This is a genomic window from Pseudarthrobacter sp. MDT1-56 (assembly GCF_059383555.1).
The window spans coordinates 491,303-505,465 of sequence record NZ_JBWZCK010000001.1; the positions used below are offsets into that span (position 1 = coordinate 491,303).

The following is a 14,163-nucleotide window of genomic DNA, read 5'->3' on the forward strand; positions in this document are numbered from 1 at the left end:
CATTCAGGTGACTGAAGCTGTAGCTGCTCCGGCAACTGAGACCGCTGCGCCTGCTACCACCGACGCCGCCCGTGGTGGCGCTCGTCGTGGCGAGCGTGGCGACCGCGGCCAGGGCCGTGGCGATCGTGGTGGCCGTGGTGGCCGCGACGGTGGCCGCGAAGCCGAAAAGAGCCAGTTCGTAGAGCGCGTCGTAACCATCAACCGTGTTTCCAAGGTCGTCAAGGGTGGTCGTCGCTTTAGCTTCACCGCCCTTGTCGTCGTCGGTGACGGTAACGGTATGGTCGGCGTTGGCTACGGCAAGGCTAAGGAAGTTCCTGCCGCAATCGCGAAGGGCGTTGAAGAAGCCAAGAAGTCCTTCTTCCGCGTTCCCCGCATCGGCAGCACCATCCCGCACCGCGTTCAGGGTGAAGCCGCCGCAGGCGTCGTTATGCTGCGTCCGGCTTCCGCCGGTACCGGTGTTATCGCCGGCGGTCCGGTCCGTGCAGTACTGGAGTGCGTGGGCATCCACGACATCCTCTCCAAGTCGCTCGGTTCCTCCAACGCCATCAACATCGTGCACGCGACCGTTGACGCGCTGAAGCGCCTCGAGGAGCCGGCAGCAGTGGCAGCACGCCGCGGCCTCCCGCTCGACGAGATCGCTCCGCCGGCAATGGTGAAGGCGCTCCTGAACCAGAAGGCAGGTGTCTGAGTTGGCTAAGAACGTGCTTGTCTCCGACGCAAAGTTGGAGATCACTCAGATCAAGTCCGCCATTGGCGGCAAGCAGAACCAGCGCGACACGCTGCGGTCCCTCGGCCTGAAGCGGATCGGACACACCGTTGTCCGCACCGCCGACGCCGTGACCGTGGGAATGGTCAACACGGTTCCGCACCTGATAAAGGTAGAGGAGGCGAAGTAAATGGCAGAGAAGAACACCGCCGAAAAGGCACAGGGCGCCGCTGCTGAGAAGCAGAACGCACTGAAGGTTCACCACCTGCGTCCCGCCCCGGGTGCCAAGACCGCCAAGACCCGTGTTGGTCGTGGTGAAGGTTCCAAGGGTAAGACCGCCGGTCGCGGTACCAAGGGTACGAAGGCCCGCTACCAGATCAAGGCTGGCTTTGCCGGCGGCCAGCTGCCGCTGCACATGCGTCTGCCGAAGCTGCGCGGCTTCAAGAACCCGTTCCGGGTTGAGTTCCAGGTTGTAAACCTGGACAAGCTCAACGAGCTGTTCCCGGAAGGTGGCGCAGTCACCGTGGAGAACCTGGTCGAAAAGGGTGCCGTTCGCAAGAACCAGCCCGTGAAGGTGCTTGGCACCGGCGACATCACCGTCAAGGTTGACGTCACCGTCCACGCATTCTCGGCCAGCGCCGCAGAAAAGATTGCTGCAGCAGGCGGAAGCACCACCGCACTCTAACGAGGCGGCGGGGCAGTTGCCCGTTGTGGAAACTCCCGGTACCCGGGGCTCAGGCCCCAGGTGCCGGGAGTTTTTCTATTTTCCCGGCCCTGCGATTGTCCGCAGGGCGCGTCCACCCGTTAGACTCGGTTGTTGGGTTTATTTGACCTATCTCACACGACTTTACTTATTACTCAGGAGGACGCTTGCTTAGCGCATTTGGCCGGGCCTTTCGCACGCCTGATCTGCGACGCAAGTTGTTGTTCACGCTGGGAATCATCACAATCTTCCGCTTGGGTGCCTTCATCCCCTCGCCTGGTGTGAACTACCAGAATGTCCAGCAATGCTTGCAGAACGGTCAGACCACGGGCGGCATCTACCAGCTCGTCAACCTGTTCAGCGGCGGTGCACTGCTCCAGGTGTCTGTCTTTGCCCTGGGCATCATGCCGTACATCACGGCCAGCATCATCGTCCAGCTGCTCCGGGTGGTCATTCCCCGCTTCCAGCAGCTGTACGAGGAAGGCGCCGCAGGCCAGTCGAAGCTGACGCAGTACACGCGTTACCTGACGATCGCCCTGGGCCTCCTCAACGCCACGACCTTGGTGTCGCTCGCACGCTCCGGCCAGCTGCTGCCGAACTGCCAGCTGCCGATCATCCCGGACGACAGCGTCATCACCACGATCCTCATCATCATCACCTTGACGGCCGGCACCGGCCTCATCATGTGGATGGGTGAGCTCGTGACCGAAAAGGGTGTCGGCAACGGCATGTCGCTGCTGATCTTCACCTCGATCGTTTCCAGCTTCCCCGGCTCGCTCGGCGCCATCTGGACCTCGCAGGGCCCGGGCACCTTCTTCATGGTCCTGGTCATCGGCCTGCTGACCGTGGCCGCCGTCGTCTTCGTGGAGCAGTCCCAGCGCCGCATCCCGGTGCAGTACGCCAAGCGGATGATCGGCCGGCGGACCGTGGGCGGCACCAGCACGTACATCCCGATCAAGGTGAACATGGCCGGCGTCGTGCCCGTCATCTTCGCTTCCTCGATGCTGTACCTGCCGGGTCTGATCTCGCAGTTCAACCAGCCCCAGCCCGGAGAGCCGATCGCACCCTGGGTGGAGTGGATCAACAACAACCTGGTCCGCGGTGACCAGCCGATCTACATGGTGCTCTACTTCGCCATGATTGTGTTCTTCACTTACTTCTATGTTGCGATCACTTTCAACCCTGAAGAAGTTTCTGACAACATGAAGAAGTACGGCGGCTTCATTCCGGGTATCCGTGCCGGCAAGCCGACCGCAGACTACCTGCAGTATGTGCTGGCCAGGATCACCCTCCCCGGTGCTATTTACCTGGCGTTTGTGGCACTTATCCCGCTGGTCGCACTGGTCCTGATCAATGCCAACCAGAACTTCCCGTTCGGTGGCACCTCGATCCTGATCATGGTCGGCGTAGGTTTGGAGACCGTCAAGCAGATTGATGCGCAGCTACAGCAGCGTCACTACGAAGGGCTTTTGCGATGACGAGAATGTTGATTATCGGACCTCCCGGCTCCGGCAAGGGAACGCAGGCGGAACGCATTTCGGAGCGCCTCGGCGTGATTGCGATCTCCACGGGGGACATCTTCCGCGCCAACGTCAAGGGTGAGACGCCGTTGGGCATCGAAGCCAAGAAGTACATGGACGCGGGCGACTTCGTCCCGGACAGCGTGACCAACAAGATGGTCCGCGACCGGCTCGGCGAGGACGACGTGGAGAACGGCTTCCTCCTGGACGGCTACCCGCGCACCACCGCGCAGGTGGACTACCTCGACGGGATCCTGGCCGACGGCGACCAGAAGCTCGACGTCGTCCTGCAGCTCACGGCCGACGACGAGGAACTCGTCACCCGCCTGCTGGGCCGCGCCAAGGAAACCGGACGCACTGACGACAACGAAGCCGTCATCCGGCACCGCCTCGACCTCTACCACGAGCAGACAGAGGCCGTGGTCGCCAAATATGCCGACCGCGGCATCCTGACCCGCGTCGATGGCATCGGCGGCATCGACGAGGTCACCGACCGCGTGATGCAGGCCATCAAAGAGGCCCAGACGGCCTAAGCGGCCCGCGAACCTCGAGGCCCCTCCCGGATGATCGGGAGGGGCCTCAGCCATTTGGCCGGCGGCATCCCCGCGCCGGCACAGCCCCATTGAAAGGAAGTTGCGGATGGCATTCGGCCAGCCACGCATCGAATACAAGACCAACGCCCAGATGCGCTCCATGCACGAGGCCGGGCTCGTCCTCAGCCGGGCGCTCGACGCCGCCGTTGCGGCCGCCGCACCGGGGAAGACCACCAAAGACCTCGACGCCGTGTTCGCTGCGGTGCTCAAGGACGCCGGTGCCACCTCGAACTTCCTGGGCTACCACGGCTTCCCGGCCACCTGCTGCACCTCGGTCAATGAAGAGGTCGTGCACGGTATCCCCGGCGACCGCGTCCTGCAGGACGGGGATATCCTGTCGATCGACGGCGGCGCGATCCTGGGCGGCTGGCACTCCGACTCGGCCCGTACCGTGATCGTGGGTACCGCGGACCCGGAGGACCAGCGGCTCTCCGACGTCACCGAGGCCGCGATGTGGCACGCGATTGCCGCCGTCGCGACCGGGAAGTTCATCGGGGACATCGGCAATGCCGTGGACGACTACGTCACCTCGGTGCCCGGTAAGGCCCTGGGCATCCTCGAGGACTACGTGGGCCACGGGATCGGCTCCGAGATGCACATGGCCCCGGACGTCCCGAACTACCGCACCAACCACCGCGGGCCGAAAATCCGCCCGGGGCTGTGCCTGGCCATCGAACCGATGCTGGTGCGCGGCGGCATCGAAACCGCAGTGCTGGAGGACGACTGGACCGTGGTGACCACCGACGGCAAGCGTTCCTGCCAGTGGGAGCACTCCGTCGCGGTCCACGACAAGGGCATCTGGGTGCTCTCCGCGCCCGACGGGGGAGCCGCGAAACTGGCCCCGCTCGGCGTCGTGCCCGTCCCGATCCCCTAAGCGGGGCGACTTGCCTGAGACACGAAGAATCCCTGGCGTTGCTGGAAGACCAGCATCGCCAGGGATTCGTCGTAACGGCAGGACCCTTGCGCGGCGTCAGCTCTTGAGCTTGGGCTTCACGTCCTTGGTGTAGATGCCTTCCAGCGTGGCCTTGAGTGCCGTCATGGTGGCCTGGACGTCGCCCTGCTGGGTGAGGATCGCCGCGGCGGACTTGGCCATCTCCTGGTCCGCGCCCGGCAGGAACACGCGTGCGTTGTCCTGGACGCGGGTCACGGCGAGCTGGTCCATGGCGGTCTTGATCTGCGGGGTGGCGGCGAGCACCGCGGTCATGTCGGCCGAGGTGCGGGTGGGCATGTAGCCGGTGGCTGCGGAGAACTGCGCCGTGCTCTCCGGTTCCGTCATGAACTTCAGGAAGGTGGCGGCCGCGAGCTGCACCTCCTTGCTGACGCCGCTGGGGATGCCCAGGCCCGCGCCGCCGGTGGGGCACACAGGGCTTTCGTTCTTCGGGCCGCCCGGCAGGTAGCCAACGCCGACGTTGAACTTCGCGGACTTCAGGACCCCCAGCAGGGAACCCGTCGAGGAAATCGTTGACGAGGTGATCCCCGCAGCAAAGTCATCGGCAGCCTCCTTGGACGAGACGCCGGCCCACTTGTCCTTGAAAATGGAATCCTGGGCCCACTGCAGTGCGGCGACCGACTCCGCGGAATCGCAGTTGAAGGTCCACTCGTTGGACCAGCTGCCGCCCCAGCCCCACAGGTTGTTCTGCAGGGTCCAGCCCGCGTAGCCGGCCAGCGCCGGGTAGATGTACGCGTACTGGGCGCCGGAACTGGCCTTCAGCTTGGGCGCCCACTCGGCAAACTCCTGCCACGTCTTCGGTGCGCGGTCCGGCAGCCCGGCGGCCTTGAAGTGGTCCTTGTTGTAGTAGAACAGCGGGGTGGAACGGCCGTAGGGGAGCGCCCACTGCTTGTCCTCGTACTGGTAATCCGCGATCAGGGACTTCTGGAAGTCGTCCACCTTGACGTCCAGCTGCTTGATCAGGCTGTCCAGGGCGATGATGTTGCCGTTGGAGTAATACCGGAACCACCAGACATCCGAGAGCACCACGAGGCCCGGAAGGCCGGACTTCGCGGCCTGCGAGGTCTGGAACTTCTGGGCGATTTCCTCATAGTTCGCCCCGGCGGTGACCAGGTTGACCTTGATCTCCGGGAACTTGGCATGGAACTGCTCGATGATGGCCTTCTCCACGTCCTGGGACTTTCCCGGGTGGTTGGACCAGAAATCGATCGAGGCGGCGGGCTTGACCCCGCTGAAATCGATATCGGCAGCCGCGGTCGCAGCCGCGGGTGCACCGGTGGACGGGCCTCCGCAGGCCGACAGCGCGGCGGCGCCGGCGCCGGCACCTGCCAGTCCCAGGAAGTGCCGGCGGTCAAGATTCAATGCCATGGTGGATCCTCTCGATGATGCTGACTCGTTGAATGGCTGTGCTGGAGTTGGAGAATTCAAGGGGCACCGTCACCCGGTGACGCTGCCCTGGGTGAGGCCGGCCACGATATACCGCTGCAGGGCCGCGAAAACCAGCAGAATGGGCACGATCACCAGCACGGCACCAGCCATCAGGATGCCCCAGCCGGAGCCGTTGCCCTCGGAGTTCTGCAGCAGCGTCAGGCCTACCGGCAGCGTCATCGTCTCGGGACGGTCCGTGATGATCAGCGGCCAGATGTAGTCGTTCCATTCGCTCACGACGACGACGAGCGCAACGGTCGCGATCGACGGTCCGGAGACCGGCGCCACAATCTGCCAGAGACGGCGCCAGTGGCCGGCGCCGTCGATCTCGGCCGATTCGAGGATGGAGGCGGGCAGCGTCATGAAGTGCTGGCGCAGCAGGAACGTGCCGAACGCCGTGCCAAGGCCCGGGAGGATGATGCCCCACAGGGTGTTCTTGCCGCCCATCCCTGCGATCAGGATGTAGTTGGGCAGGATGGACACCTGCGGGGGGACCATCAGGGCCACCAGGATCAGGACGAAGATGACGTTCTTGTACGGGAAGCGGACAAACACCAGCGCGTAGGCGGTCAGGATGGCCAGGAGGACCTTGATGGTGGCGCCCACGCCCGTGACAATCAGGCTGTTGATAAAGAACTGGGCGAACGGCACCGTTGTCATGGCGATGTTGTAGTTCTCGAGGTTCAGGCTTTCCGGCAGGATCTTCAGGTCCATGGTGATGATCTCGCCGGGGAGCTTGAAGGAACTCAGCACCATCCACAGCAGCGGCAGGAACACCACCAGGGTGGTGAGGATCAGCGGAACATAGCCGCCGGCAATGGTCTGGGTCAGGTTGGCCCGGGAGAACGGCCGGTGACGCTGCAGGGGAATCTCGGGATCTGCGCCGGCGGCGGGGTCGGGACTGACGGGAGAGAGCAGGCTCACGAGTAGTGCACCTTCCGTTCGACGAACCGCAGCTGCAGCACGGTGATGATGAGCAGGATGGCGAACAGGATCACCGAGATGGCCGCCGAGTAGCCGGCCCGGTTGAATGCCCCGAAGGCCTGGAGGTAGGCCTCGTAGATCAGCGTGCTGGTGCCGTTGCCCAGCGGGGTCATGATCCGGATCAGGTCAAAAGCCTGCAGCGAGCTGAGCATCGTGGTGATGAGCAGGAAGAACGTGGTGGGGGAGAGCAGCGGCAGGGCCATGCTCACGAAGCGCTTGAAGCCGTTGGCCCCGTCCAGCGACGCGGCCTCCATAACGTCCTGCGGGAGCGACTGCAGCCCGGCGAGGTAGACGACGGCGCAGTAGCCCAGGTTTTTCCAGACGTAGACGATGATGACCATCACCAGGGACAACTGGGGATCGTTGATCCACTGCGGACTCTGCTGGCCGATGCCGCGCAGCAGCCAGGCGAGCACCCCGTAGCCGGGATCGAAAATGAACAGCCAGACGAGGCCGACGCCGACGCCGCTGAGTACATAGGGGGCGAAGACGGCTGAGCGCGCGAAGGTTGTGCCGCGGATCTTGGAGTTCAGCGCCAGGGCCACCAGCAGTCCCAGGATCATGGACCCGCCCACCGTGACGAGGGTGAAAATGGCGGTGGTGCCCAGGACTTTGGTGGCGTCGGAACTCGTGAAGAACGTGACGTAGTTGTCGAGGCCCACCACCGTGGCCGAGGCGGAGCCCAGGGTCCAGTCCAGGGTGGAGTAGTAGATGTTGTTGAAGAGCGGGAGGTAGGTGAACACCGCAATCAGGAGCAGGTTGGGAAGGGCCAGGGCCAGGAAGACGAAGAAGTCCCGGCGGGTTCTTGCGGACCAGCGGGCACGCGGCGCCGCGGCCGGTTTAGCCTCGACGGCGGCGCGGGGCCGGTCGGTCAATTGTCGCGTCATTCAGGTCTCTAACGGGTCCGTGCCGGCCGGGGCAGGCGGGTGGGCGGGGATACCTTGCTATCACTTCAGCACATGGTTGGTGGGCAGTACCCCGCACAAGACACCAGTAGAGCTTTGTTGTCCAAGGCTTCGTTGCCCGTTAACGCTGTGTTGCATGCAGTATTACATAACGCCCGTTTGGACTACAGGCATCCGGGCGCGTTTCTTCAAGACGATGGAAAGACCGGGCGGGGCTGTGGCCGTGTACCGGGGGAGCACAATAGAGCCATGACTGCGATTACTGATGTGCCGGGCCTGCGGGTGGGCCACGCCGGCAGGACGGGTGAGGGCTGGCTGAGCGGGGTGACGGTGGTGCTGCCGCCGGCCGGGACGGTAGGCTCCGTCGATGTCCGGGGCGGCGGCCCCGGGACCCACGAGACCGACGCCCTGGACCCCACGACGCTGACCCGGACCGTCGACGCCGTCGTGCTCACCGGCGGTAGCGCCTTCGGCCTCGCCGCGGCCCACGGCGCGCAGCGCTGGTGCGAGGAGAGCGGCCGGGGGTTCCCCGTGGCCGGCGGCGTGGTCCCGATCGTCCCGGCCGCCGCCATCTTCGACCTCGGCCGCGGCGGGGACTTCGCCGCCCGCCCGGACGCGGCCATGGGCTACGCGGCCACCGCCGACGCCGCCGCCCGCAAGATCACGCACGACGTCGAACGCGGAAACGTAGGCGCCGGCACCGGAGCCCTCATAGGGCGGGGGACCTACAAGGGCGGAGTAGGGACAGCCTCCATCACCCTGGACAACGGCGTCGTGGTCGGGGCCCTCGCTGTCGTGAACGCGCTCGGGTTACCGTTCGACACATTGCCGCAGCAGCCGGACCCTGCGCAGCAGCCCCCACCCCCGCTCAACACCACCCTTGTGGTCGTCGCCACGAACGCGATCCTGGACAAGGCCGAATGCAAACGCACGGCCTCGGCCGCCCACGCCGGGCTGGCCCGTGCGCTGAACCCCAGCCACACCCTCGCGGACGGGGACACCGTCTTTTGCCTCGCCACCGGCGCGCTCGCACTGGACCGCAGCACCGAGGCCGCCCGGCAGGCGAGCCTCATCACCCTGCAGAGCGCGGCAGCCGACGTCGTGCGGCTGGCCATCCTGGACGGGATCACCAGCGCGGTGGCTGTGAGCACGCCGGCGGGCGAATTTGGTGCATACGGACGCTGAGTACGCTACGATTGCTGGATTTAACATTCAGGCCGTAATGGCGTAGTGTTGTCTGTTGGTTGTCTGCCCTGTTGTGCCCTTTTGGGGCCGGGAGGCATCAGCCAATCAATCAAAAACGTCCGCGGTGATTTCCGGTGCAAGCCGAAGGGCTGCGGCAAACAACAGTTAGCGGAGGGTATGGCCAAGAAGGACGGGGTCATTGAGATCGAGGGCGTTGTGACTGAGGCGCTGCCTAACGCGATGTTTCGCGTTGAGCTCACCAACAAGCACATCGTTCTGGCACACATCTCAGGAAAGATGCGCCAGCACTACATCAGGATTCTCCCTGAGGACCGGGTAGTGGTGGAGCTGAGCCCGTACGACCTGACACGTGGTCGTATCGTCTACCGCTACAAGTAAACACTGGGCGGCCAGAGCAACAGCCGAAGGCCGGTCCAGCTGACCACTGCAACACGCAAAGGAACGCCATGAAGGTCAAGCCGAGCGTCAAGCAGATCTGCGAAAAGTGCAAAGTGATCCGCCGTAATGGCCGGGTCATGGTGATCTGCGAGAACCCGCGCCACAAGCAGCGCCAGGGCTAATTTCCCTCTTCGGGAAATCCTGGGTTGCTAACCCACGCAAGTAAATAAAAGGCAGCACAAGCTGATCTGGGACGTATGGGCCCGTACAGCTAACCCCCGGTCGGAGGCTGGGGCCGCACAGAATGTGCGGGTGTACTGCCTACGACCTCCGGTTTATTCAAGGAGCACTGCCTCTATGGCTCGTCTCGCTGGCGTAGACATTCCCCGCGAAAAGCGGTTGGAAATTGCGCTTACTTACATCTACGGCGTGGGCAAGACCCGTGCACACGAAACCCTGGCTGCCACCGGCATCAGCGCGGACGTTCGGGTCAAGGACCTGTCCGACGCCGAGCTCGTCCAGCTGCGTGATTACATTGAAGGCAACTACAAGGTTGAGGGTGACCTTCGCCGCGAAGTAGCAGCAGATATCCGCCGCAAGGTTGAAATCGGCAGCTACGAAGGTATTCGCCACCGCAAGGGCCTGCCAGTGCGCGGACAGCGTACGAAGACGAACGCACGTACCCGCAAGGGTCCGAAGCGCACCGTCGCAGGCAAGAAGAAGACCCGCTAAACCGCTCGTCTTCCCCCCGATAACTTTCTGTAGGAGAAATAATGCCCCCGAAGACTCGTGGCGCGGTTCGCAAGCCGCGTAAGAAGGACAAGAAGAATATCGCGCTGGGCCAGGCGCACATCAAGAGCACCTTTAACAACACCATCGTGTCCATCACGGACCCGAACGGTGCTGTCATCTCCTGGGCTTCGTCCGGTGAAGTTGGCTTCAAGGGCTCACGTAAGTCCACCCCGTTCGCAGCCCAGATGGCCGCCGAAGCCGCCGCAAAGCGCGCACAGGAGCACGGTATGCGCAAGGTTGACGTATTCGTCAAGGGCCCGGGTTCGGGACGCGAAACGGCAATCCGTTCACTGCAGGCCGCTGGCCTCGAGGTTGGATCCATCCAGGATGTAACCCCCAGCGCCCACAACGGCTGCCGTCCGCCGAAGCGCCGCCGCGTCTAAGGCTTTCCAACGCACCGGTGCTTGCCCGGACCTTCACGGGTCCGGGCAAGCCCAGCCGCGTTAAGTCTCAGACCGATCTTTCCACCACCTGTGTTGCGTCATATAGCGGATGCTCGCCGAAAGGAAACCTAAGTGCTCATTGCACAGCGCCCCACCCTCTCCGAAGAGGTCGTCTCAGACAACCGCTCCCGTTTCATCATTGAACCGCTGGAGCCCGGTTTCGGTTACACCCTCGGAAACTCCCTCCGCCGTACCCTGCTCTCCTCCATCCCCGGTGCCTCTGTCACGAGCATCCGGATCGATGGCGTGCTGCACGAGTTCACCACGGTTCCGGGTGTCAAGGAAGATGTCACTGAGATCATCCTGAACATCAAGAACCTGTCGGTTTCCTCCGAGCACGACGAGCCGGTTGTTGCTTACCTGCGCAAGCAGGGCCCGGGAGTCGTCACCGCCGCGGACATCGCTCCGCCGGCCGGCGTCGAATTCCACAACCCGGATCTGCACATTGCCACGCTGAACTCGAAGGGCAAGTTCGAACTCGAACTGACCATCGAGCGCGGCCGCGGCTACGTTTCGGCAGCTCAGAACAAGTCCGGCGACTCCGAGATCGGCCGTATCCCGGTCGACTCGATCTACTCGCCGGTCCTGAAGGTTACTTTCCGCGTGGAAGCTACCCGTGTTGAGCAGCGCACTGACTTCGACAAGCTCATTGTCGACGTAGAGACCAAGCAGGCCATCGCCCCGCGCGATGCGGTTGCTTCGGCAGGTACCACCCTGGTGGAACTGTTCGGTCTGGCCCGCGAGCTGAACACCGCAGCTGAAGGTATCGAGATTGGCCCGTCGCCGACGGATGCTGCCCTGGCAGCAGACATGGCCCTGCCGATCGAGGATCTGGACCTCACCGTCCGTTCCTACAACTGCCTCAAGCGTGAGGGCATCCACACCGTGGGTGAACTCGTGGCCCGCTCCGAGGCCGACCTCATGGACATCCGTAACTTCGGTGCGAAGTCCATCGATGAGGTCAAGGCAAAGCTGGTTGAACTGGGCCTGTCCCTCAAGGACTCGCCTCCCGGTTTTGACCTCGCAGCACGCGCCGCAGCAATTGAAGAGGACGACGCCGCTTTCAGCGACGACGAGCTCTAACAAACAGATCTTGGCCCGCCGGCTGATGCACCACGGTGTGCGCAGCCCAACGGCTTCCATATGAGGAGAAACTATTATGCCTACCCCCGCTAAGGGTCCGCGCCTCGGAGGCGGAGCGGCTCACGAGCGTCTTATGCTCGCGAACCTGTCCGCCGCACTGTTCGAGCACAAGCGGATCACCACCACGGTGACCAAGGCCAAGCGACTGAAGCCGTACGCCGAGCGCCTGGTGACTTTCGCCAAGCGTGGCGACCTGGCTTCCCGCCGCCGTGTACTCGGCTTGATCAGCGACAAGGGCATCGTCCACGAGCTGTTCACCGACATTGCACAGGCAGTGGAGAACCGCAACGGTGGTTACACCCGCATCACCAAGATCGGCAACCGCAAGGGCGACAACGCTCCCATGGCTGTCATCGAACTGGTTCTCGAGCCGGTTTCCGCCAAGCAGGCAGTCGTAGCCGAGGCTACCTCCGCCGCCAAGGGCGATGCTGACAAGAAGGACGCCGACAAGGCAGAAGCTGCACCGGTTGCTGAGACCGAAGCCGCTGAAACCGAAGAGGCTCCCGCCGCTGAAGCAGCTGAGACTGAAGCAGCAGCAACCGAAGAGGCTCCGGCCGCTGAGGAAGCAGACGCCAAGTCCGAGAAGGACGCGAAGTAATTCGCTGATTTCTTCGCATAGACTTAAGTCTATGAACGACCAGAAACCCGCTGCCCCCGTTAGAGGGGGCGGCGGGTTTTTGCGTATCCGGCTTGATCTTGCGTACGACGGCGGACCCTTCAGCGGGTGGGCCGTCCAGCCCGGACGCCGCACCGTCCAGGGCACGCTGGAAGAGGCCCTGGCCATGCTCATCCGCCGCCCGGTCCGCGTGACCGTGGCCGGACGGACCGACGCCGGCGTGCACGCCCGCGGCCAGGTGGTCCACGTGGACCTCAGCGAGACGGAATGGACGGGCCTGAACCGCGGCGCGGAGCTGGATCCGGCCGTCGCGCTCCTCCGCCGCCTCCGCGGCGCCCTCAGCCGCGGACTCGGGGACCTCACCGGCTCCATCGAAGTCCACAAGGTCACCATCGCCCCCGAGGGCTTCGATGCCCGCTTCTCCGCGCTCTGGCGCCGCTACAGCTACCGGATCGCGGATGGCCCCCTCCTCTGGGACCCGCTGGGCCGCACCTCGACGTTGTGGCACCGAGAAGAGCTCGACGTCGGGCTGCTCAACGAAGGCGCCTCCCAACTGCTGGGACTCCAGGATTTCCGGTCCTACTGCAAACCGCGGGAAGGCGCCACGACCATCCGGGAACTGCAGCGTTTCGAGTTTGCCCGCGGCGCCGACGGCGTCCTGGTGGCCACGGTCCAGGCCGATGCGTTCTGCCACAACATGGTGCGCTCGCTCGTGGGATCCGCGCTGTTTGTGGGGGCCGGCATCGAGGAGCCGGGCTGGCTGCACGAACGGTTGCTTGCCCGGCAGCGGGACGCCAAGTCCATACTGGCCGCCCCGCATCCGCTGGTGCTGGAAGAGGTGGCCTATCCCTCGGCCAACGGGCTGCTGGCCCGGGCCGAGCTGACCCGCGCTCTGCGCCAGTAGCGCCGCCTGCGTCGGCCGGACCTAGAAGGCCGGAGACGCCGCTTCGGTGGGAAGCTCCACCGTGAAGGTGCTCCCGCAGCCGGGACGCGTGCTGCAGGAAATGGAGCCGCCGTGCCGTTCGATGATCGCCTTGGTGATGGACAGGCCCAGCCCCGCGCCGGGAATCGGGCCCTCGCGGACCGCCGGACTGCGGAAGAAGCGGGTGAAGACCCGTTCGGCGTCGGCGGCTGTCATGCCCATTCCGTCGTCCTTCACGTGCAGCAGCACCCGGCCTCCTTCGTTCCTGGCGGAGACGTGAACGGTGCCGCCGTCCGGCGAGTACTTGATGGCGTTGGAGACGAGGTTGTCGAGGGCCTGGCCGATCCGCAGCGGATCCACGTCGGCCCAGAGCGGAGCCGGCAGGTCCATGGAGAGCGAGACCCGGGATGCATGGGCGTGGGCCTGGGCCGAACCGAGGCTGGCTTCGACCAGGCTGGCCAGATCGGTCCGGCGCGGGTGGACGTGTACGGCTGAGTCGGCGGACATCATCAGGTCCGAGACCAGTGCCAGCAGCCGCTCGGCGTTCCGCTGCGCGATTTCGATCCGGCGCACGGTGGCAGGGGAGAGCTCGGCAGATTCGCCGAGGACCAGGTCGAGGTTGCCGATGATCGAGGTCAACGGGGTGCGGAACTCATGCGAGACAGACGAAACAAGACTGTCTTTGGCCTTCAGAGCCTCGGCAAGCCCAATGATCTCCTCGTTGAGCAGCTTTTCGCGTTCACAGCTGCCCGCGAGCAGGGCATGGAGCTCGGCTTCCCGGGATCCGGTCAGCCGGACGACTGCCAGCTGCGCGCGCCGCGGGAGTCCCGCGAAGAATCCTTCCGGGTTACCGACCAAATGCTGTTTATCCAATG

General features: G+C 64.3%; 18 protein-coding genes. 14 read left to right on the plus strand and 4 right to left on the minus strand.

Annotated features, from left to right (window positions below):
• The first annotated feature begins 7 nt into the window (after positions 1-7).
• From rpsE to map, 6 genes are all read left to right on the plus strand, one after another.
• The gene (gene rpsE / locus AC50YC_RS02400; RefSeq protein ID WP_307460639.1) at positions 8-688 is read left to right on the plus strand and encodes a 30S ribosomal protein S5; all 681 of its coding nucleotides are present in this window, start codon (positions 8-10) and stop codon (positions 686-688) included.
• A gap of 1 nt (position 689) precedes the next feature.
• Positions 690-896: a 50S ribosomal protein L30 gene (gene rpmD / locus AC50YC_RS02405; RefSeq protein WP_346925355.1), complete on the plus strand. Its 207-nt coding sequence runs from the start codon at positions 690-692 to the stop codon at positions 894-896.
• Entirely contained in the window at positions 897-1,391 is a 495-nt protein-coding gene (gene rplO, locus AC50YC_RS02410; protein WP_058931722.1) for a 50S ribosomal protein L15, read from the plus strand. It abuts the gene before it with no gap.
• A 185-nt stretch (positions 1,392-1,576) separates the two neighbouring features.
• Positions 1,577-2,887, plus strand: a complete 1,311-nt coding sequence (secY, locus tag AC50YC_RS02415; RefSeq protein WP_494952021.1) for a preprotein translocase subunit SecY — start codon at positions 1,577-1,579, stop codon at positions 2,885-2,887.
• 5 nt (positions 2,888-2,892) lie between these two features.
• A complete protein-coding gene (locus AC50YC_RS02420; RefSeq protein ID WP_354170252.1) occupies positions 2,893-3,462 on the plus strand; it encodes an adenylate kinase in 570 nt (189 codons plus the stop codon).
• 106 nt (positions 3,463-3,568) lie between these two features.
• On the plus strand, positions 3,569-4,396 hold the full coding sequence (gene map / locus AC50YC_RS02425) for a type I methionyl aminopeptidase (protein WP_494952022.1): 828 nt from the start codon (positions 3,569-3,571) through the stop codon (positions 4,394-4,396).
• Between the two features lie 96 nt (positions 4,397-4,492).
• On the opposite strand, the gene AC50YC_RS02430 is transcribed toward map, so the two are convergent.
• From AC50YC_RS02430 to AC50YC_RS02440, 3 genes are all read right to left on the minus strand, one after another.
• Positions 4,493-5,839, minus strand: a complete 1,347-nt coding sequence (locus tag AC50YC_RS02430; RefSeq protein ID WP_494952023.1) for an ABC transporter substrate-binding protein — start codon at positions 5,837-5,839, stop codon at positions 4,493-4,495.
• Positions 5,840-5,908: 69 nt separating this feature from the next.
• Positions 5,909-6,763, minus strand: a complete 855-nt coding sequence (locus AC50YC_RS02435; protein ID WP_494952170.1) for a carbohydrate ABC transporter permease — start codon at positions 6,761-6,763, stop codon at positions 5,909-5,911.
• 56 nt (positions 6,764-6,819) lie between these two features.
• Positions 6,820-7,770 (minus strand): carbohydrate ABC transporter permease, encoded by a 951-nt coding sequence (locus AC50YC_RS02440; RefSeq protein ID WP_494952024.1) that lies wholly within the window; start codon positions 7,768-7,770, stop codon positions 6,820-6,822.
• Positions 7,771-8,037: 267 nt separating this feature from the next.
• On the opposite strand from AC50YC_RS02440, the gene AC50YC_RS02445 reads away from it, so the two are divergent.
• From AC50YC_RS02445 to AC50YC_RS02480, 8 genes are all read left to right on the plus strand, one after another.
• Complete coding sequence (locus AC50YC_RS02445; protein ID WP_494952025.1) at positions 8,038-8,973, plus strand: P1 family peptidase; 936 nt, start codon at positions 8,038-8,040, stop codon at positions 8,971-8,973.
• A 177-nt stretch (positions 8,974-9,150) separates the two neighbouring features.
• Positions 9,151-9,372, plus strand: coding sequence for a translation initiation factor IF-1 (gene infA, locus AC50YC_RS02450; RefSeq protein ID WP_009358723.1), 222 nt, complete (start codon positions 9,151-9,153; stop codon positions 9,370-9,372).
• Positions 9,373-9,440: 68 nt separating this feature from the next.
• On the plus strand, positions 9,441-9,554 hold the full coding sequence (gene rpmJ / locus AC50YC_RS02455; protein ID WP_009358722.1) for a 50S ribosomal protein L36: 114 nt from the start codon (positions 9,441-9,443) through the stop codon (positions 9,552-9,554).
• Positions 9,555-9,729: 175 nt separating this feature from the next.
• Positions 9,730-10,104, plus strand: coding sequence for a 30S ribosomal protein S13 (rpsM, locus tag AC50YC_RS02460; RefSeq protein ID WP_024366110.1), 375 nt, complete (start codon positions 9,730-9,732; stop codon positions 10,102-10,104).
• A 41-nt stretch (positions 10,105-10,145) separates the two neighbouring features.
• A complete protein-coding gene (rpsK, locus tag AC50YC_RS02465) occupies positions 10,146-10,547 on the plus strand; it encodes a 30S ribosomal protein S11 (RefSeq protein ID WP_018773682.1) in 402 nt (133 codons plus the stop codon).
• Positions 10,548-10,679: 132 nt separating this feature from the next.
• Positions 10,680-11,690: a DNA-directed RNA polymerase subunit alpha gene (locus AC50YC_RS02470; protein ID WP_024366109.1), complete on the plus strand. Its 1,011-nt coding sequence runs from the start codon at positions 10,680-10,682 to the stop codon at positions 11,688-11,690.
• Between the two features lie 76 nt (positions 11,691-11,766).
• Entirely contained in the window at positions 11,767-12,348 is a 582-nt protein-coding gene (gene rplQ / locus AC50YC_RS02475; protein ID WP_494952026.1) for a 50S ribosomal protein L17, read from the plus strand.
• A gap of 31 nt (positions 12,349-12,379) precedes the next feature.
• Positions 12,380-13,270, plus strand: coding sequence for a tRNA pseudouridine synthase A (locus AC50YC_RS02480; RefSeq protein ID WP_494952027.1), 891 nt, complete (start codon positions 12,380-12,382; stop codon positions 13,268-13,270).
• Between the two features lie 21 nt (positions 13,271-13,291).
• Here AC50YC_RS02480 and AC50YC_RS02485 read toward each other — a convergent pair whose 3' ends face one another.
• Positions 13,292-14,161 carry a sensor histidine kinase gene (locus AC50YC_RS02485; protein ID WP_494952028.1) on the minus strand — a complete coding sequence of 290 codons (870 nt, stop codon included), beginning with the start codon at positions 14,159-14,161 and terminating at the stop codon, positions 13,292-13,294.
• Positions 14,162-14,163: the final 2 nt, after the last annotated feature.